This window comes from Bacillus pretiosus, assembly GCF_051294775.1.
In the GTDB taxonomy this organism is placed as follows: Bacteria; Bacillota; Bacilli; order Bacillales; family Bacillaceae_G; genus Bacillus_A; species Bacillus_A wiedmannii.
On sequence record NZ_JBPPHF010000004.1, the window covers coordinates 353,658 to 375,056 of the forward strand.

Sequence of the window (21,399 nt, forward strand, 5' to 3'; positions counted from 1 at the left end):
ATGAATAAAAATTCTAACCGTGTTCAATATAAAGATTTCAGTGTATGGCAGAATTTTTATGACATCTCAAAACAGGAAGAGTATTGGAAGAGGGAATTCGCTGGTGAAATTGCTAGGGTGGATTTGAAGACGGATTTCCTCCGTCCTCAAATCCAGTCTTTCAGGGGAGACAATGTTGTAGCAAAGGTAAAGGAGCCATTAAGCTCAGGGGTTAAAAATCTAGCCCTAAAGCATGGTGCTACTGAATTTATGGTTACCCTATCTGTGTTCATTTTATTATTAGCCAAATATAGTCGCCAAAAGGATATTATTGTAGGAACTACCGTGTCAGGCCGAGTTCATGCAGATACTAAGGGTATGTTGGGGATGTTTGTCAATACTCTGGTGATCAAGGGAGAAGTTAGTCCGGATGAGACCTTTGAGCATTTGATATTAGCTGTGAAGGAGAAGTGTCTGCAGGCTTATGATAACCAAGAATACCAATTTGAAGATTTAGTTGAAGCCGTAGAGAAGAAAAGAGATCTCTCAAGAAATCCAATTTTTGATTTTATGTTCGGATTAAAAGAAAAGAAAAAACCGACGGAAATGCAAGGCCTATTGGGCGGAAAAAGTGCATTCATTAAAAGAAATGTCTCAAAGTTTGACTTATCCGTTCTGGTTGAATGTATGCCAGAAGGGTATGAGATAGATTTTGAGTATTGCACAGATTTATTCAAACAAGAAACGATTGAATATATGGCAAGGCATTATGTAACGCTGCTTGAGGAAGCCATAACACATCCAGGCAAAAAACTTAAAGATCTGCATATGCTTGATCTCAGAGAACAAGAGAAGATCTTGGTTGATTTCAATGCAACGAATGTAGAATACTCTCGAGAACAAACAGCTGTCAGCTTATTTGAGAATCAGGTAGAGAAAACAGCAGGAAATATTGCACTTAAATTTGATGATAATAAGATGACATATGCCGAGCTGAATGAAAGAGCAAATCAGTTGGCGCGAACTCTTCGGGATTTAGGAGTGGCTCCAAACGATCTAGTGGCTCTAGTGACAGAACGCAGCATGGAAATGATTGTAGGGATATTAGCCATCATCAAGGCAGGGGGAGCTTATGTACCCATCAATCCTGAATATCCAGATAATAGAATTCACTATATGCTGGAGGACAGTAGTCCAAAGATTGTATTGACGTATAAGAATAAGCTGCCAGGGAAGGTAGAGATACCAGTATTAGATTTAGAAGATGAGAATAATTATGCTAATGAAACGGACAATCTTTTGCACGTTAACAGGTCTAATGATTTAGTGTATTGTATCTACACCTCGGGTACAACTGGAAATCCTAAAGGAGTTTTAATTGAACATCGAAATGTGGTCAATATGTGGGTCACATATCAGGAGACATTTGCACTAAGCGACAAGGATACGGTGCTGCAATTTGCAAATATATCTTTTGACCAAGCGGTGGGAGATATCTTCCCTGCACTATGCAATGGTGCGGCATTATGCATTGTACCAAAACATTTAACCTATGATATGGAGCAACTACAAAAATATATCGATCGAAATAATGTTACAACAGCTTCATTGACACCTAAGTTAATAGACGGGTTGTGTGTTGACGCATTACCGACGCTTCGTTTGCTGGAGTCAGGTGGAGAGGCAGGTAGTCTAGAAAGCTTAAAAAAATGGGCGGAAAGAGTAGAAGTGCTTAACACATATGGGCCTACGGAGTCTACTGTAAATGCAACTAGTTTTAGAGTGAATACAGACTCTACTTCAATTTCCATTGGACGTCCGATTGCAAATACAAAGGTATATCTTCTAAATGAAATGGAGCTATGCGGGATTGGAATACCTGGTGAGTTGTGTATTGCAGGAGATGGTTTAGCAAGAGGTTATTTAAATCAGCCAGAATTGACAGATAAGAAGTTTATTAAGAATCCCTTCGGTGAAGGAAAACTGTACCGTACAGGAGATTTAGCACGTTGGCAGCCAGATGGAAATATAGAGTATTTAGGTCGAATAGATGAACAAGTGAAAGTCCGTGGTTACAGGATAGAGTTAGGTGAAATTGAAAGTGTATTAAGAAAGCAGAGTAATATTGCAGATGCTGTCGTTATTGTAAAAGAAGTTGGAAATGATGATATTCTCTGTGCATATCTCATTGCAGAAAAGGGGCAGGAACTAAGTATACCCCAAATTAAAGAAGCGGTAAGAGAAGAAGTAACAGAGTATATGATTCCTGCCTTTATGATCCAGATCGATGAATTTCCAATAACCATAAATGGGAAGCTGGATAAAACTAGGCTGCCAGAGCCAGATATGTTAGAAAGTTTGAACTACGTACCACCAAGTAATAAGACGGAGCAGGCAATCGTAGATGTATTTGGGGAAATTCTAGGAATATCTCCAGTCGGCATAGAGGATAGTTTCTTTGAACTGGGAGGACATTCGTTAAAAGCGACGGCAGCCATTAATGCCATCGAGAAGAAGACAGGGATTCGTTTGCCAGTCAAAGATATATTTAGTTCACCAACTCCTGTCATGTTGGCGAGAAAGATTGAGGCCGCGGGAGAAGGCGAATATAGTCCAATACCACAAGCAGAACAGAGAGAAGCTTATCCAGCATCCTCTACACAGAAACGATTGTTTATTCTGGATCAGATGGAAGGCAACAGTACTGCATATAACATGGCGTCAGCGCTAGAAGTAACGGGTAACCTTGATTTAGAAAAAATACAACAAGCCATAGATCGTCTGATTAAGCGTCATGAGTCGCTGCGAACAAGTTTTGTAATGACCGAAGAAGGAGCATATCAAGTCATTGCAGACGAGGTATTCTACCAAGTGGAATATGAAGAGACCGACAGCTACAGTGACGCTGACAGGGAACAATTTGTACGCCCGTTTGACATCGGAACAGCACCGCTCATGCGTTTTAAAGTAGTCAAAGAAAGAAATCAGAACAACTATATTTTACTATTTGATATGCACCATATTATTTCCGATCATCAGACGCTAAATATATTAATCGAAGATTTCTCACGATTGTATAACGGTGAAGAATTACAACCACTTGAAATCCAATACAAGGATTATAGTGAATGGATGCGTGGCAGAAACCTGGAGAGTCAGAGAAACTATTGGAAAGAAGTATTCAAAGAAGAGGCACCGGTTTTGGATTTGGTGACGGACTATCCACGTCCCAAAATCCAAAGTTACAAAGGAGCCCAAGTGTCTGTTCAGCTTAGCCAAGAGCAGAAAGCTGGCATTCAAAATATAAATAAACAACAGGGAACGACAGATTACATGACCTTACTGGCTGTATTTATGATAGAACTGCATAAATACAGCAGGCAACAAGATATCGTGGTAGGAACACCCATCTCAGGCCGAGTGCATCAGGACACCGAGACAATAGCCGGCATGTTTGTCAATACGCTGGCAATGAGAGGGTATCCAAGGGCTGAAAAAACGTTCTTAGAATTTTTAAGCGAGATCAAAGAGTTGGCATTGAATGCATATGAGAATCAAGAATACCCGTTTGAAGAATTGGTAGAGGAAGTAGAAGTACGCCGTGATCTGTCACGCAATCCGCTGTTTGACGTGATGTTTACCATGCAGAATAACGAGGAAATCCATCTTACGATGGGCGAAGCACAGGTAGAGATGCTGGGCATTCCTTTCATTGATGCCAAATTTGATTTGGATTTACAAGCTACAGCGTATGAAGAGGGGTACGCTTTAGATCTGGTATATTGCAGTGATTTATTTACCGAGACTTCAGCACAGGTCATACTGGAGCATTTTAAGGTGTTGCTGGACAGGGTGATTGCTAACCCTGAAATGAAATTGTCTGAACTCCACATGGTCAGTGAGGAAGAACAACAAAGAATACTAACGGTTTTCAATAATACCCATACGGAGTATACACAGCATCATACGGCAGTGGAACGATTCGAGAAACATGCGGAACAGACACCCGAGAAGACGGTAATCGAATACGAAACGGGAGTACTTCGTTATGGAGAAGTCAACCGCAAGGCCAATGCATTGGCATGGGAACTGATTTCGTTAGGTATTCAGCCCAATGATCGAGTGGCCATCATGACTACCCTGGAAGCGGAAACGATCATTGGCATTTTGGGCGTGCTAAAGAGTGGAGCCGCCTATGTCCCGATTGATCCAGCAACACCGAAGGAACGAATAGAGCATATCTTAAACGATGCAGCACCCAAGGTCATTTTAACAAGAGAGAAGACTATGGAAACGGAAGTCCCATTCATCTCGATGAATCTTGAAGATCTGGGTGAGAAGGAGACAAATCCAGCGTGTGCTGTTGAAAAAAGTGACATAGCCTATGTGATTTACACATCAGGAACGACAGGAAAGCCCAAAGGTGTGGCGGTGACACGAGGCAATCTGGATCATTACTTGTCGTATGCAGATCAAGAATACCAGAAGGAAGCTTGTACGACGGTATTAATTACAAGCTTAAGTTTCGACCTTTCCGTAACGTCCTTGTTCTTACCGCTGATTAGTGGTGGATCTCTTCTATTAAAGGGAGGAGACGCGGAGGAAAGGCTGCGTGCAGCATTCAAAGATAACAGGGTAACCTTCCTTAAACTTACCCCTTCCCATCTAAAAATGCTGGAAACCTATGCAGACGGCGTAGATGTCCCAAATTTAGAAGCGCTAATTGTCGGTGGAGAGGAGTTCACCACAGATACGGCGTGGAAAACGCAGAAGCTATTAGGAGACAGGGTCAAGATTCATAACGAATATGGCCCTACAGAGACTACCGTAGGATGCTGTGACTATGTCTATTCCAGCGAAAAAGATAAGGGTTTAAGTGTAGGAATCGGACATCCCATTGCCAATATGCAGCTCTATATACTGAATGAGATGGAGTTATGTGGTGTAGGCGTTCCTGGTGAGCTATGCATCGCAGGAGACGGAGTAGCCAAAGGCTATCTAAACCAGCCTGAATTAACAGCGGAGAAGTTTATCGACAATCCATATGGCGAAGGGAAGTTATACCGCTCTGGAGATTTGGCGAGATGGCTGCCTAACGGAGAGATGGAATACCTGGGAAGAATAGATGAACAGGTTAAAATCCGAGGATATCGGATCGAGTTGTACGAGATCGAGAGCGTTCTAAGGAATCAGCCGGGTATATCAAATGCGGCAGTCATTGCGTTGGAAACGAGAGGTGGCAAGAGCTTATGCGCATACCTAGTAGCGACAGACGGAACTCAGCAACTGGACATTTCTAAAATCAGGGGTGGGCTGAGAAAAGAACTGCCGGATTATATGATACCAGCATTCATGATGCAGATTGAGACAATACCACTGAACCAGAACGGGAAGCTGGACAGGAAAGCATTGCCTGAACCGGATGTTTTGGCGGGACGTGAATATATAGCACCTAGAACTAAAAAAGAGCAAGCAGTAGTCGAGGTATACGAAGAGATTCTGGGCGTGTCACCCATCAGCATTGAAGACAGCTTCTTTGAACTGGGAGGAGACTCAATCAAAGCAATTAGGGTGGTTTCAAAGTTGCGGCAACAAGGCTATGAACTTTCTGTTGCGGATTTAATGAATCAACAGACAGCAAGGCTGATCTGTGAAAATATGAAGGTGAGCAAAGTAAGTCAAGTGTATGAACAAGGAGAAGTCAATGGGGAAATTCCATTAATTCCGATACAACATGAATTTTTCAGCAAGAATCATGCGGTTTCAGGTCATTTCAATCAAGCGTTAATGTTAAAAAGTAAGGAAAGGTTTTATGTACCTTACTTGAAAGAGGCAATTGCTGAGGTCGTTAAACATCATGATGTGCTGAGGAATGTGTACCACGGACAGCGTCAAATCACGCTACCGATAGAAAAAAGCAAGTTGTACGACTGGTACGAGAATGATTATACCAACACAGAAGATGTAGCGAAAGAGATAAAGTGTGCAAGTAACAAAATACAGGCAAGCATAGATCTTGCGGAAGGCCCTCTGGTGAAAATAGGGTTGTTCCATACAGATAGTAGTGATCATTTACTGATCTGTGTACACCATCTGGTAATAGATGGAGTGTCATGGAGGATTATACTGGCAGATTTGTTTACCGGATATCGGCAGATGCAGGAAACGGGGAAAATCACATTGCCAAAGAAAACTGCTTCGTTCAAAGACTGGGCGGAGGCTCTGACGCAATATGCTGAGAGTGAAACACTCTTGGATGAGGCTGAATATTGGGGGAATATAGCAAAAAAATCGGAGAACACCGAGGCACTGAGCATTGGAACAGCGAGTGGCCGATACAAAACCAAAGTAGTGGAAATTAATTCTGAAACGACGAGGAAGTTGCTGTTTGAAGCAGGGAAGACATACGGAACAGAAATAAATGACTTACTATTGGCATCACTGGCAGTTGCGGTAAATCGATGGAAAAACACGAAACAGATAACCATAGAAATGGAAGGGCACGGTAGAGAGGCAATAGATAAAGAGATAGCCATAGACCGCACGGTTGGATGGTTTACGAGTGTATATTATGTGGTCTTGAAGACAGGGGCAACGGTAGAAGAAACAATCATTGAGACAAAAGAAGCCTTGCGTCAGGTTCCAAACCACGGACTTGGATATGGGGTATTGAAACATCTGGGTAACAAGGAAATACTTAGTATGAGTGCGGAAATAATGTTCAATTATCTCGGAGCACTGGATAACGAACTTGATAGCTATGAAGGTATATCAATGTCGGAAATGTCATTAGGCCGAAATATATCTGAAAAAAATTCAGAAAAAACAGGACTGTCTCTGAATGGAGCTATTTTGAATGGGCGATTAAGATTTGATTTGACATATGATATGGGACTGTATGCAGAAGAAGACGTTCAGGCATTTGTGTTGGCTTATGAAAGAGCGATTACGGATGTTGTCGAGACGAGTTTATCAAAACAAGGTGTGGTAAAAACACCATCGGATTATGGAATACCCGATATGTCATATAGGGAATTGAAAGGACTTGCGGTGACTGGTGAAATTGAAAAAATATACGGAATGACGCCACTACAGGAAGGAATTTTATTCCATAAATTGGTTGATAAAAGTGCGACAAGCTATGTGCTGCAGACAGTACTTAATATCCATAAAAATCTCAATATGGAAAATATGAGGACAAGTCTTGATATTCTAGCAGGAAAATATGAGGTATTGCGGACGAAAATATTGACAGATAGGGCTGAAAGGCCTTTGCAGGTAGTCGTACGGGATCGGCCCATAGAACTCCGTGAAATCAATGTTTACAGTCTGGAAGAAAAAGAAGTGTTAAAGAAGGCGGATATCGCACGCGGGTTTGATTTAACAGAAGATAGCTTACTGCGGCTTACAGTTTTGCGTATGGGGGAAAACCAATGTACGCTTTTGTGGACAAAACATCACATCATTATGGATGGATGGTGTACGTCACTACTGTTTCGGGACTTTATCAAGTATTACGAGCTGATAAACGGTGGTGCCAGCAGGGTACAGATGGAAAAGCTGTTGGAAGCAGAAAAGAAACAAATTTTACCATACAGCGAGTATATCAGATGGTTTGAGAAACAAAACAAAAAAGAAGCTCTTATGTATTGGAACAGGTTGCTGGAAGATTACAACTCCGTGATAACAGTCCCACCGTTGGGAATCGAGAATAATCAAGAAGCTGAATCTCGACTTGAGGAATTGGCGGTGTCGGGAGAAACAACAAAGGCGATAGAGAAAATGGCTAGTCAACTGAATGTAACGGTAAGTACTGTGGTTGAGGCGGCATGGGGGCTGTTGTTACAGAAATATAATGGAAGCAGAGACGTTGTTTTTGGTAAGGTTGTCTCGGGAAGGAACGCTAATCTACTAGGGATTGATCAAGCGGTAGGGTTGTTCATTAATACAATTCCTTCGCGTATAACGAGTAAGGATGGGCAAACAGTGAGCGAACTACTCAAGGGGATGCAGGCACAGGCAATCGAGAGCATGAAATACGAGTACAGTTCACTGACAGAAATGCAGAGCAGTAGTAGGATTGGAAACAATTTGATACAAACGCTGTTTGTATTCGAGAATTATTATGTTGACAAATCGGCATATGACGGAATATCTGGATTTAATATAGAACTGGAAAGTGAAAGGGAGGAGGTCAATTATGATATATCCATGACTGCGTTTATACAGGGAACTTTACAACTTGCTGTAATGTATAATTCGGGGAAATATGCATTAGACGAGGTAAGATGCCTTCTTGTTCGGATGTCGACTTTGCTTAAAATAATGGCAGCTAACCCCGAAATGAAATTGTCTGATTTAAACATGGTCAGTGAGGAAGAACAACAAAGAATATTAACCGCTTTCAATGATACACATACGGAGTATGCACAGAATCATACGGTAGTAGAGTTATTCGAGACACATACAGAACAGACACCCGAGAAGACGGTAATCGAATACGAAACGGGAGTACTTAGTTATGGAGAAGTAAATCGAAAGGCAAATGCATTGGCATGGGAACTGATTTCGTTAGGTGTCCAGCCCAATGATAGAGTTGCCATCATGACTTCACTGGAAGTGGAAACGATTATTGGAATTTTAGGCGTGCTAAAGAGTGGAGCCTCCTATGTACCGATTGATCCAGCGTTTCCGAAGGAACGAATAGAGCATATCCTTAACGATGCAGCACCCAAAGTCATATTAACAAGAGAGAAGAATCTGGAAACAGAAATCCCATTCATCTCTATGAATCTTGAAGATCTGGGTGAGAAGGAGAAAAATCCAGAGCGTGCCGTTGAAAAAGACGACATAGCCTATGTGATTTACACATCAGGAACTACAGGAAAGCCCAAAGGAGTGGCGGTTACACGAGGTAACTTGGATCATTACCTGTCATATGCGAATAAAGAGTACCTGAAAGAAGCTTGTACGACGGTATTAATTACAAGCTTAAGTTTCGACCTCTCAATAACTTCCTTGTATTTACCGCTTATCAGTGGTGGATGTCTTCTACTAAAGGGAGGAGACACGGAGGAAAGGTTAAGGGCAGCATTAAAAGATAACAGGGTAACCTTCCTGAAGCTTACCCCTTCTCATTTAAAGATGCTGGAAACCTATGCAGACGGCGTAGATGTACCGAATTTAGAAACACTGATTGTCGGTGGAGAAGAGTTAACAACAGATACTGCATGGAAAACGCAGAAGCTATTGGGAGACAGCGTAAAGATTCATAACGAATATGGCCCTACAGAGACTACCGTAGGATGCTGTGACTATGTCTATTCCAGCGAAAAAGATAAGGGTTTAAGTGTAGGAATCGGACATCCCATTGCCAATATACAGCTATATATACTGAATGAGATGGAGTTATGTGGCGTAGGGATTCCTGGTGAGCTATGCATCGCAGGAGACGGAGTAGCCAAAGGATATCTAAACCAGCCTGAATTAACAGCGCAGAAGTTTATCGACAATCCCTATGGAGAGGGGAAGTTATACCGCTCCGGAGATTTGGCGAGATGGCTGCCTAACGGGGATATAGAATACCTGGGAAGAATAGATGAGCAGGTTAAAATCCGAGGATATCGGATAGAGTTGTACGAGATAGAGAGCGTTCTAAGGAATCAGCCGGGTATATCAAATGCGGCAGTCATTGCGTTGGAAGCGAGAGGTGGCAAGAGCTTATGCGCATACCTAGTAGCGACAGACGGAACTCAGCAACTGGACATTTCTAAAATCAGGGATGGGCTGAGAAAAGAACTGCCGGATTATATGATACCAGCATTCATGATGCAGATTGAGACAATACCACTGAACCAGAACGGGAAGCTGAACAGGAAAGCATTGCCTGAACCGGATGTTTTGGCGGGACGTGAATATATAGCACCTAGAACTAAAAAAGAGCAAGCAGTAGTCGAGGTATACGAAGAGATTCTGGGCGTGTCACCCATCAGCATTGAAGACAGCTTCTTTGAACTGGGAGGAGACTCAATCAAAGCAATTAGGGTGGTTTCAAAGTTGCGGCAACAAGGCTATGAACTTTCTGTTGCGGATTTAATGAATCAACAGACAGCAAGGCTGATCTGTGAAAATATTAAGGAAGTAGCAAGAACTTCAGCGGATGTAACATATACCGATAATAATTGGCTTGAGGATAACCGTGACAGTGATTTGAGGATCGCCATCCAGAAGGAATTGAATCATTATGGAAACAATTATCTTAAAGCACGTTGTTTTTCAAATTGCCAATTACTAGCGGGTCAGGAAGTGTTTTTACGTCAAGATACTGAGGCTATCACTAACATAATAAGCATAGAAAGCAGTGCGAGAAGTGTTTATTTAGCAATAAAGAAGATAATTTCCATGCATGGTGCATTAAGAACAAAGCTCAATCAGAAAATGCGTTATTTAGAAGAATACGAATATACTGATGATTGGGAAATTCCAATTATGAAAGGTAGTTTAGGGTTATTATCTGTTGAAAATCTCCAAAAAATTGTTAATGAATTAGATTTTCTGGCAGATGGCAAGCTATTATCTAGATTTTTGATTTGTGAAATAGATGAGAATAATTGCTTGGTACTTAGTGCGATTCATCATCTTGTATGGGACGGATTTTCGCAAGATTTGTTACAGACTATGATTTATGAAGCTTTAACGAACAGATTTAACACGCAAAAAGAGTATTCTTATATAAATTATTGCAAAATAATTCAAAATCAAGTTAAGAGTTTAGAAATCTCTGGGGAGCAAGAGATGGAGATTGAAAAATATCTTGAAGTTGCTAAGAAGGCATCTAGGTTGAACTCTCGAAGAGATTCTAAAATAGTTACAAAAATTGATATAAAACTAAATGATTTACAAATCCAGAAATTTAACGAATATCCCAATGAAACAGCAATGGAATTCTTATCAGGGCTTATGTACAGTGATTTATTTGAAAAATTACCTAGAATACCATTTGCCATTATGGAACATAACAGAAACGATCTAAACAAGAAAATGTTGGGATTGTCTTTAAATTTGGATTATTTGATATTTGATATTAATACCAAAACGCAAGCGCAAGTTCTATTAGCATTAGGCAAAAATAGTGTTGATAAACGTGCAATTACAGAGAAGCTGTTGCTCATATCGCAAAAGTATGGTGTTGATTACATGATAAATCTAATTCCAATCATTAACTATCAAGGAATACTTCATAAATATGCAAGTAAAGATAGCATATTATCAGAGGAGATTTCTTTAGAAACAATGGTTGTAGATGGTGAAGACCTCGGAGTTGGAATGCACTTTTACACTCATAACGATATTCTGAGTGCCCGTGTTTCGGGTATTACAATTGAAGAAGAGCTCCTTAAGGATGTCATGAAGAATATTTAATGATGCCGGATCATGTGCTTATGCTCGTGGCGACCCCATCCAAAATATCTGAAAGGGGAAAGTACGCTATATATTCGAGAGCAATAAGCACATGATCTAGCAATAAACAATTGGAGTGTTAATTAAACATGCTCTAATTGAAATTAGAAACAAGAAGAGGGCTTATAGTATGAATGAAAAAATTTCAAAAAGCATATACAAAAAGAATATAGGCTTATTTATTTTGTCCTGCTTACTTGGTATCATGACATCTATTCTGTTTATTGCATTGGCAATTATACTACAAAAGTTTATTGATTATTCTATTAATAAAGATATTGACAATATCATTAAGGTGACTACTGTTTCCGTTATTTTATTGCCTTTAGGTGCAGTGGGAATGTATGTGGGGTATGCTGTTAAAAATTTATATACAAAAAGGGCAACGTTAAACCTGAAAAATACCCTTGTTGAAAATATTTTGCGGTTAGATATGAGAAGTTTCAACAAGGAGAGTAATGGAACCTACATATCACGATTGTCAAATGATATAACGATAATTCAAAACGATTATATAAAAGGGACCGTGGAAATATTTGTTCAGCTAGCTATGCTTGTAGGTGGAGTGCTTGCGATGTTTATCATTAATTCATTCCTTGCATTGAGTATATTACTCACTTGTATCATTCCACTTGCAGTTTCGAGTATATTTAATAATCGTATGCAAAAAGCACAAGGTGAAGTGGCTGAGCAAAATAAAAATTATGTATCTTTCATTAAAGATATATTGTCTGGAAATCAGGTTGTTAAGAGCTTTAACATCGAAAAGGAGATTTTTGAAAGGGCAAAGGCAAAGGCGAACAAGCAGGAAAAAGCAAAAATGGTATACGAAAATCTGTTGTCACTCATTATGTCACTTACTGATATTTCAACTTTTCTTGTTGCTGTAGTCATATTTATTGTGGGTACTCAGCAGCTAATGAAAGGAGAAATTACAGTAGGAGAGATTATGGCTTTTATTCAATTGTTAAATTGCGTAACAGTTCCCATTAATAGACTCATAACCGGTTTTACCAAAAGGCAGGCCAGTCGGGCTTTATTAATGAATTTCAATAAAATTGGAGAGGCAAAAACGGATCAAACTCAAAGAATTGATATCCCTAAATTCAGTAATAAAATTTCTCTAAATGGGCTTTCGTTAAGCGTAGATGGGAAAAAAATTTTAGATGATATTAATTTTGAATTTGAATATGGAAAGTCTTATGCCATTGTAGGAACAAGTGGGAGTGGAAAGACAACCTTATTAAAGATGTTGACTGGGTTTTATGATGGGTATGAAGGAAATATCAGGTATGACGGGGTTGATCTTGAGAAAATAAGTGATCAGTCCATTTTCCAAAATGTTAGTTTTATTCATCAGGACTGTTTTATCTTTGATGATACGATTGAACAAAATATTAAATTGTTTCGTGAATGTGACACAGATGAGTTTGAGCAAGTAATAAAGAAGAGTATGTTACAGAAATTGATTCATGACAGAGGCGGCTTTGATGTATTATGTGGAGAAAATGGAATCCATTTTTCAGGTGGGGAAAAACAGAGAATTTCTATAGCAAGAGCACTCCTGAGAAAATCACCTATATTACTTATGGACGAGGCGACTTCAGCGTTGGACAATCAAACAGCTAGTGACCTTGAGTGTATGTTAAGTGAAATGCAGGGCATTACGAGAATTTCCATTACTCATAGGCTGGATGAATCAATTCTTAGTGGATATGATGAAATTGTCTTATTGAATAATGGGAAAATTGAAGAACACGGCACGTATCATAAATTAATGGAAGCCAAACAAAGATTTTATGCATTGAGTATGTTGAGTAGACATAATAATGATCTTTTAATAGAGAAAGGTATAACTAGTCTTGTATTTTAAATCTTGTATAAGATGAAAGGGGTGTCGTACGGATGGAGCAAATCGCAGTTGTTGGGTGTGGCGGAATGATCGGTGAAGTCATCTGTAAGAACTTATGTAAAGACTTTATTGTTAAGGGCGGACAGCGGCGTGAACCTACAGCATTAATGAACCTTAATAATTTTAACTACCAATTCCTGGATGTTTCTGACTGGGAGAACTTGATTGCGTTCTGTACTGATTGTACGGTTGTCATTAATTGTGCAGGGCCTGAATTTATAATTAAAGATAGAGTTGCTCAGGCAGCTATGGAAGTAGGAGCAAAATATGTCGATGCTTCCAATGCTTTATTATTGAGTCAGGAGCAAATAGAGCTTAAAGCTAACGGTGTAAATTACATAGGAGCTGGTTTTTGTCCTGGAATTACAGGTCTGCTATTAAAACGAGTAATAAATCATTTATTAGACGAAACGAAGTATGTGAATTGTTATATTGGTGGTGCGGAACATTATACGAAAACTTCTATCTCAGATATATTAATGAGTGGCCATAGTGTAATTGGAAAAACAGATTCTTATTGGAGTGATCATTGTGTTAAAACGGAAAATATAAATATGATGAAGAAAGAATTTGTACCTGAAGTGGATGTCCCTGTCTATAAGAAACCGTATTTAAGTCAAGAGATCATTGATATTCTGGAAGTTAGTTCGGTACAAGAACTCCACTGGTACAATATAGCAGCAAATGATAATATTTTTCGTTTAGCAATGCAATTTTATCAAATGCAACTTGAGTCTTCGGTTGAAGAAGCCCTGAAAAAACTAGACATTAGTTTAGAGGAGCAACCTAAAGAGGAATGGATAGCTTTAGTCATTGATGCTACAGGAGTGAAAAATGGAAAGGATGTTAGGTGCAGATTGAATTTACAAATGGAAACGAGTTCAGAGTTAACGGGTACAGTGGCTGCTGAAATCGCCCGACAAGTTATTTCAAGTAATAGACCTAATGGTACCTACTGGGCTTATGAAGTACTTCCTATAGATTTTATGAATCAATATGTTTTTTCTAATAAGCATGATTTTTATGAGGAAAAGTATGTTGAAATAAAGAAATGATATGACTAGGTTACATGGCGTACATCCGATATTTATTGGATAGGGGGAGGACATTATAAAAAAGCTTTTACTTAAGAGATTACCGTTGATTTCACTTGGAGTTATAGCTTACATACTGACAAAATACGCGCAGAACCATCAGGATTGGGCGGAAAAATACAGTAGGTCTGTATATCCGTTATTGTCAAAAATAGTAGGATTTGTACCTTCTTGGGTCAAGTTTTCTGTTAGTGAATGGCTCGTCGTGTTGGTTGTGTTACTTTTTCTATTTTATATCGTTTATTATGTGCGCAAGGTTATCATGAGTAAAGGTGTACGTAGGATGGTAGTTTATCGTGGTGCTCTAGGAATAGTTACGATCTGTAGCGTGATATATTTTTGTTATACTATTTTGGGTGGAATAAACTATCACAGATATTCTTTTTTGTCTTATACCGAATATAAAGAAGAGAACTACAGCAAGGAGGAACTGGTCAAATTGAGTAAGTCGCTTGCCGTTGAAATGGAATTGGCAAGGGAAAAGTTAGCGGACACTGATCTTTTGGCTCAAGTACCAGAGGCTTTTGATTATTATGCACAACACGCAGTGTTCTCGATGCAAATGTTATCAAAGGAATATCCTATTTTGGAGCATTCTTTATACTCAACACCAAAACCAGTTGTGATGTCAAAGCTAATGTCGCATGCAGGGATAAATGGTATCTTTGTCCCTTTTACTTATGAATCCAATATCAATGTTAATGTGCCCGTTTTCTTGGTGCCTGCTACTATGGCACATGAATTGGCACATCAGAGTGGTTTCATGCATGAGGATGAGGCAAATTTTATAGCATATCTGGCATGTAAGCAGCAGGATGATCCAATGATACTTTACAGTGGTTTTTTTCTAGCATTTGATTATTCTATATCTGAGCTAAAGAAAGTGGATCCAGATCAGGCGTCTGATATAATGTCCAGTCTGTCCAAGGCGGTGCAGCATGATATAGAACAAAATGAGCAGTACCGGGATAAGTATGAGGGTGTTATTTCAAGTATTTCAAGAAATGTAAATGATGTATATCTGAAGGCAAATAATCAGACAGACGGTTTGAATAGCTATAGTGATATGGTGAATTTGTTGCTGGCAGAGCAGCGAGAGATAGAGAAGTACAATTAAATGTATCTTGAATACTTATAGGTTTATATAGTAATGATAGTGGGCCCAAGTTGAACATAGGAGTGAGTGAAATAAATAAAATAAAAGTATTTCCTATTCCATATGCTGGAGCGTCGGTAAATGCATATTATGAATGGAAAAAACTACTGCCGGATAGATATGAATTGTGTATATGTGAATTGGCTGGAAGAGGAACTCGATTCACAGAGCCTTGTTACCAGTCTGTTGGTGAAGCAAGTGAAGATATCGCCAAAAGAATAAGTGAACAATTAGAATATGACGATGAATATGTTATATTTGGACACAGCATGGGAGCCTTATTGACTTATGAGATATATTATAAACTTAAGCAAATGGGAACTAAGGAACCAAGGCATCTGTTTTTTTCTGGGCGAGATGCTCCACATATTTTTGAAAAGAGAGAAGACATTGAAAATATGACTAATGAAACTTTCTTGACAAAGGTGGAACAATATGGGGGAATACCAGAGGAGTTTTATACAAAAGAGATTATGGATATGTTTCTTCCGATTTTGCGAGCAGATTTTATAATTTTGGACAATTATAAGTTTCAGCCCAAAGCAGAAAAAGTAAGTTGTGGAGTAAGCGTTTTTTATGCGGATAGCGATTTTTCGACTCATATCAATGAAATGCATAAATGGAGTGAAGTTGTTGAAGGAAACGTGAAATTTCATAAGTTTAAAGGAGAACATTTTTTTTTGAATCGGTATCCTAATGATATTGTAAATACTATTGTTAAAGATACAGAGACTCAAAATATTTACCAGGCCACCCACCTGGATCGCCTGGAAATACGGGGGTAATCTCCCCCATTAATTCTATTTTGAATTAATTCAAATGAGAGAAACGTTAAAGTCTCAAGTAGTGGTGTAAAAAAGAACTGTGCCTTTTGACAAGGGAAGCCACGGTATGATTCTACTAAAGTGACGCGACTCAACTTTAGAAGGAGGATCAAAACCGTGGCTTCTATAGATAGAATCTCACTTTTGGAGCTGTTACGCAAGAGCGGAAATGAAGGCAATGTCGATTTTTTAAGAGAAGCAATGCAAGTGCTGGTGCAACCCCAGATGGAGGCGGAAGTAGTCCAAGACATTGGGGCAGAACGCTATGAGCGGAATACAGAACGTGTGAATCAGCGTAATGCATACCGCGAACGCCGGTGGGATACACGGGTGGGGACACTGGATTTGAAAATTCCTAAGCTTCGTAAAGGCAGTTACTTCCCATCCTTGTTGGAACCCCGTAAACGAGCAGAGAAGGCATTGTTGGCTGTGGTCCAGGAAGCGTATGAGCATGGCGTTAGCACACGCAAAGTGGATGATTTGGCCGAGGCAATGGGGATGAAAGGGATTAGCAAAAGCAAGGTCTCCCGGATCTGCAAGGAGCTAGATGAGACCGTATTGGCATTCAAAAATCGCCCTTTGGAGGGTGGTACCCGTATGTTTGGTTTGACGCTACGTTTCCCAAAGTACGGGAAGGTGGCAGAGTATACGGCATGGCATGGGTTGTAGCCATTGGCATTCGGGAAACGGGTGAGCGTGAAGAAGCCGTGAGTCTGCCATTCGCCTATTAGGAGCAATCCTGATGGAACAACAGATGAGTGGACGGTTTCACGCCGCTATTTCAGCCTGTAATCTGTGGCGAAGGTTACCGGGAAGGAATGGATTGTCAACATTAAATCAGACAGCTTTTTTAAGGGCTGCTTGGCGATACTGAACAGGCGTCATGTATCCCAGAGATCCATGAATTCGATGCTTGTTAAACCAGTTGACGTAGTCGTATAATTCCAACTGCAGGTGATCAAGGTTCTGGAACTCCATCTGATGGATAAACTCCGTTTTCATGACCTTGTACGTAGCCTCCGCCACAGCGTTGTCATAAGGACACCCCTTCGCGCTTAACGACCTACCGATCTCAAAGGTTTCCAGAAGCTCGTCCATCTTCTGGTTTTTAAACTCACTACCACGATCCGTATGAAACCACTTGATTTGGCTCAGGTCGCCTTCTACCGTAGCAAAGGCGCGTGAAACCAGAGCAGCGTCCTTATGTGGACCTGCACTATGGCCAATGATCTCTCGATTGAATAGATCAATGAGGACGCAAACGTAGTGCCAACGGTGCCCAACCTTCACATACGTCAGATCGCTAACGACGAAGCGCTTAGCTTCAGCCTGATCAAACTCACGATCTAACACATTCGCCGTTTCCGCCTCATTACAGGCCGTTTTGTGCGGCTTAAACTGGGCAATGGTGTGTAGGTGGAAACAAGGCCCTGCTCGCGCATGATTCGGCCAATACGTCGTCTGGACACGATGAATCCTTGTTCCTGGAGCTTGGTTTTGATCTTTCGTGTACCGTTGGCCTTTCGATTCTTATGGAAGATATCCACAATCATATTTGTTAACACATCTTCATTCGGTCTTTCTTTGGCTTCATAATAGTACGTACTTCTTGCGATTTGCAGGACGTTACACAATGCTGATACCGAGTATTTATCAAGGTTATTCCGAACGATAGCTACTTTCGTCCCATGATCAGCGCTGCTTGCTTTAGGATATCTACCTCCATCTTCAGACGCTGGTTCTCTTTTCGTAACGCGATCAGCTCGTTTTCTTCTGCTGAACGATTATCCTTTTCCTTAAAAGAACCCGTTGTCTGAGCTTGGTTGATCCAGCGGTCCAAAGCAGACGCTGTGAGGCCGTATTCCTCCACAATAGCTGCTCTGGATTTCCCGTTTTCATAGAGTTGCACCATTTGCTTTTTAAATTCGGCAGTGAAGGTTCGCCGTTGTTGTTTTGGCATTGTAGAGATCCGCTCCTTAGTATGATAGGTTTATTCTACATGCCCTTATTTTTTCTGTCCAACTAAGTGTAGCCGATCCAATGTACAACTGGGGATCTACATGCATCTATTCCCTTAAAGTAGCAATCGATTAAGGTAATTGATCTGCATTGGCATTTATAAAACAGGCTCTTGCTTTTTTTTTCAATTATTTCTATCAGGAGATCTCTTTCTTTCTTAGACTTACGGCAGTATATCAACTTAATTCGAAACAAAAAAAGAAAAATAATAGTGAAATTCATGGCCGGAAGTGCTTACAATTGACTTTTAGTATAAGTATAACGGAGGATATAGTAATGGAAGAACAATTATTAAGACAAATTGAAAGTATTGTTAAAAACAAAAAAAATACATTTGAAAGTGAAGTGACAGATATTTTAGAATCTATTACTTTTATTAAAATTATTGTAGCGATCGAAAAAACATGTGGTTTTGAATTTGATGATGATATGTTGCTATTATCGGAATTCCCTACTATTGGGTCATTAATAAATTATGTAGTCTCTAAAGTTGAGAGTTTAAACGTACAGATTAAAAATGTGTAAATTATATTTTGCTAGTGTAACAGATAGAATAGATAATCCAAAGTTTGAATTAATGCAAACGTTTGTGTCTAATGAAAAACAAGAAAAAATTAAACGTTATAGGTTTGATATAGATAAAAAATTAAGTCTATATGCCGAATTGCTTACAAGAACTATAATATGCCGTAATATGGATATTGAGAACAAAGATATTGTTTTTGATATAACTTACTATGGTAAACCTATGTTAAGAAGTGTTTCTAAATTTGAATTTAATATATCTCATACGAGAAATGCTATTGCTGTAGCTATTTCAGACTATCCAATAGGAGTAGATATAGAATTAATAAAAAATGCAGAGCTAAATATAGCAGAAAGATTTTTCAACAATAATGAGATTTCATATATTACTGAGAACACTTCTTATCAGGATAAGCGATTTTATGAAATTTGGACCAAAAAGGAAGCCTACATAAAGTGTATTGGAAAGGGATTATCAATGAACTTAAACTCTTTTAATTCATTAGATCATAAGATTCCCTCTTATTTTTACAATGTTAATCGAGCAGAATATGTGATTTCTGTTTGCAATGGTATGCGAGAAATCGAATTAATTGAATTATCAGAGCGAGATATAGAAGACCAGTCTTTATCTGTTTTATTATAAGGGGCTTGTTTGTAATGGCTCAATCATTTTTTCTTTAGTTTTATGTAAAGCCACACGTGTTGATTAACCAAAATTATACAGTATTTATTTGGTTTATTTGCCGATGGAATGCTAGTATTTCTGTCAAATAAATTCTCCAATCAAACGGCAGAGTATCACAAAGAAACAGGCGTGTGAAACCTGCGAATGACAACGGTTTGATATGTTTTTTCTTACTACCTTTTACGTGAAGAAATTTTAGTAAAACGTAGGCAATCATAGCTGCGAACAACTGATTGAACACCGCATTTGATGTTGTGCCAAATAGCACGGGAACGTTCAAATTCTGCTTAATCCAGCGGAAAAAGGACTCGATGGCCAACGCGATTTGTACATGGCGGCGATTTCTTCAGCTGTCACGTTCATCAAACTGGTCACGACACGCATGTCTTTCCCTTCGTAGTCGGTAAATTGCACGACACGATGGCGTTTTTTCGTCTGTTTTTGTGGCGTACCGATTGTGCACGTGAAATCAGCTGTCACATTTGAATCCGTGGGACGTGTGCCTTTTAGTGATTTCTTGCGATTCAATTGAACATTGTCTTTTAATCGGATAACAAAATGTTGCTTTTCTTTTTCAGTCACGTAGCGATCCACTTTATCAATTGAAAAATACGCGCGATCACAAACGAGAATAAAGCGTTTATCCTCAAGGCTTACGCCGATGGGACCGTCATGTTTGAGCCCTGTTGTTTCAACGATTTGAAGAGGCATCACTGTTTCGTTTGTGAAGCTGACATGCAGTTTTATGCCCGAACGTTCGCCGTGATAAACGGCCCATGGTAAACGTGTTTTACCGACAGTAATAGTCGTCGAATCAATTGAAAGAAGCGTTCTCGGCATCTTTAGCGTTCGACGTGTAGCTCGATTTAACTTGCCAACAATAACTTCGAAAATACGTTTCATAATGGCGTAATCTAGCGCTTTCATGTGTTTTGACAAGGATGAATGATCGACGGAAATGAGTCCAACACTCGGACCAACATCGGCTGCGTGACGCAAGCTTTTCCATTCATTTGTCGCAGCACTAATCAAATAAGAAATAACAGTAGAAACCGTGCATTTTCGGGCTGTATCGGTGTGGTTGAACTCCATTAAAATCGCCTGGAGCTCTGCTTCTGAAAAAAAGTTTTGAATCAATGTGTGGGACGTGGTATTCTTGTTCATGAGAGATTCCTCGTTTCGTCAATGTTGGTGTGGTAACTTACATTGTACAAGAGGAATCTCTCTTTTGCATTCATTTTTTGGTAGAATTTAGATAATCAACAGACGTGTTATTATATAAATCTAAAAAGATTTTGGTTTAGATTTTCTTGTCCCAATCAAGTTCCAAAAATAAAAATTTAGACTTTCTTTTCTTTGTACAGTTTGAATGTGTTTTGAAATATTATATTTAAAATAAATTTTATCAGTCGGAGAATCCTTCAATGATTGTTACTTAATTTTGCTTAATTATAAAAGTAATATTCAATAATTGTTTTAGGTAGGTTTTAGTAAGGAGAATTATGAAAAAAATTAAGAAAAAACATTGGAAATAATAAGCTTTCAGTTTTATTAATTATGAAAAATCACAATAGAAGAAAGGGTATCACCTTGTGGTGATACCCTTTTTGGTTGTGGGGGGCGGGATTAGTAGTAAATGAAATTTATATCGGTGATTATTCAAATATATCGACTTTCCGGCAAAAAACGACAACTATCGCAAATATTCTTTTTAGTTTCATAGACGGATAACTTGAATAATT

Annotated in this window: 7 protein-coding genes and 3 pseudogenes; 8 read left to right on the forward strand and 2 right to left on the reverse strand. The window is 39.3% G+C overall.

Annotated features, from left to right (window positions below):
* The 6 genes and pseudogenes from ACSG5Z_RS21885 to ACSG5Z_RS21910 all read left to right on the forward strand — a co-directional run.
* On the forward strand, nt 1–11,400 hold the full coding sequence (locus tag ACSG5Z_RS21885; protein WP_435712099.1) for a non-ribosomal peptide synthetase: 11,400 nt from the start codon (nt 1–3) through the stop codon (nt 11,398–11,400).
* Nucleotides 11,401–11,569: 169 nt separating this feature from the next.
* Nucleotides 11,570–13,312, forward strand: a complete 1,743-nt coding sequence (locus tag ACSG5Z_RS21890) for an ABC transporter ATP-binding protein (protein ID WP_098221768.1) — start codon at nt 11,570–11,572, stop codon at nt 13,310–13,312.
* A 32-nt stretch (nt 13,313–13,344) separates the two neighbouring features.
* Nucleotides 13,345–14,406 carry a saccharopine dehydrogenase NADP-binding domain-containing protein gene (locus tag ACSG5Z_RS21895; RefSeq protein ID WP_000434926.1) on the forward strand — a complete coding sequence of 354 codons (1,062 nt, stop codon included), beginning with the start codon at nt 13,345–13,347 and terminating at the stop codon, nt 14,404–14,406.
* Between the two features lie 85 nt (nt 14,407–14,491).
* Nucleotides 14,492–15,562, forward strand: coding sequence for a DUF3810 domain-containing protein (locus ACSG5Z_RS21900; RefSeq protein ID WP_016512206.1), 1,071 nt, complete (start codon nt 14,492–14,494; stop codon nt 15,560–15,562).
* A gap of 50 nt (nt 15,563–15,612) precedes the next feature.
* A complete protein-coding gene (locus ACSG5Z_RS21905) occupies nt 15,613–16,386 on the forward strand; it encodes a thioesterase II family protein (protein WP_435712103.1) in 774 nt (257 codons plus the stop codon).
* A 156-nt stretch (nt 16,387–16,542) separates the two neighbouring features.
* A pseudogene (locus ACSG5Z_RS21910) lies at nt 16,543–17,126 on the forward strand (IS256 family transposase); the annotation flags it as partial.
* A 136-nt stretch (nt 17,127–17,262) separates the two neighbouring features.
* On the opposite strand, the pseudogene ACSG5Z_RS21915 reads toward ACSG5Z_RS21910, so the two are convergent.
* Nucleotides 17,263–18,385, reverse strand: a pseudogene (locus ACSG5Z_RS21915) (IS3 family transposase).
* Between the two features lie 335 nt (nt 18,386–18,720).
* On the opposite strand from ACSG5Z_RS21915, the gene ACSG5Z_RS21920 reads away from it, so the two are divergent.
* Together ACSG5Z_RS21920 and ACSG5Z_RS21925 are read left to right on the forward strand one after the other, a co-directional pair.
* Complete coding sequence (locus tag ACSG5Z_RS21920; RefSeq protein ID WP_097846375.1) at nt 18,721–18,969, forward strand: acyl carrier protein; 249 nt, start codon at nt 18,721–18,723, stop codon at nt 18,967–18,969.
* Nucleotides 18,962–19,615, forward strand: a complete 654-nt coding sequence (locus ACSG5Z_RS21925; protein WP_000335226.1) for a 4'-phosphopantetheinyl transferase family protein — start codon at nt 18,962–18,964, stop codon at nt 19,613–19,615. The genes ACSG5Z_RS21920 and ACSG5Z_RS21925 overlap by 8 nt, the downstream gene beginning before the upstream one ends.
* Nucleotides 19,616–19,678: 63 nt before the next feature.
* Here the strand turns inward: ACSG5Z_RS21925 and ACSG5Z_RS21930 are convergent.
* Nucleotides 19,679–20,821, reverse strand: a pseudogene (locus tag ACSG5Z_RS21930) (IS4 family transposase).
* Nucleotides 20,822–21,399: the final 578 nt, after the last annotated feature.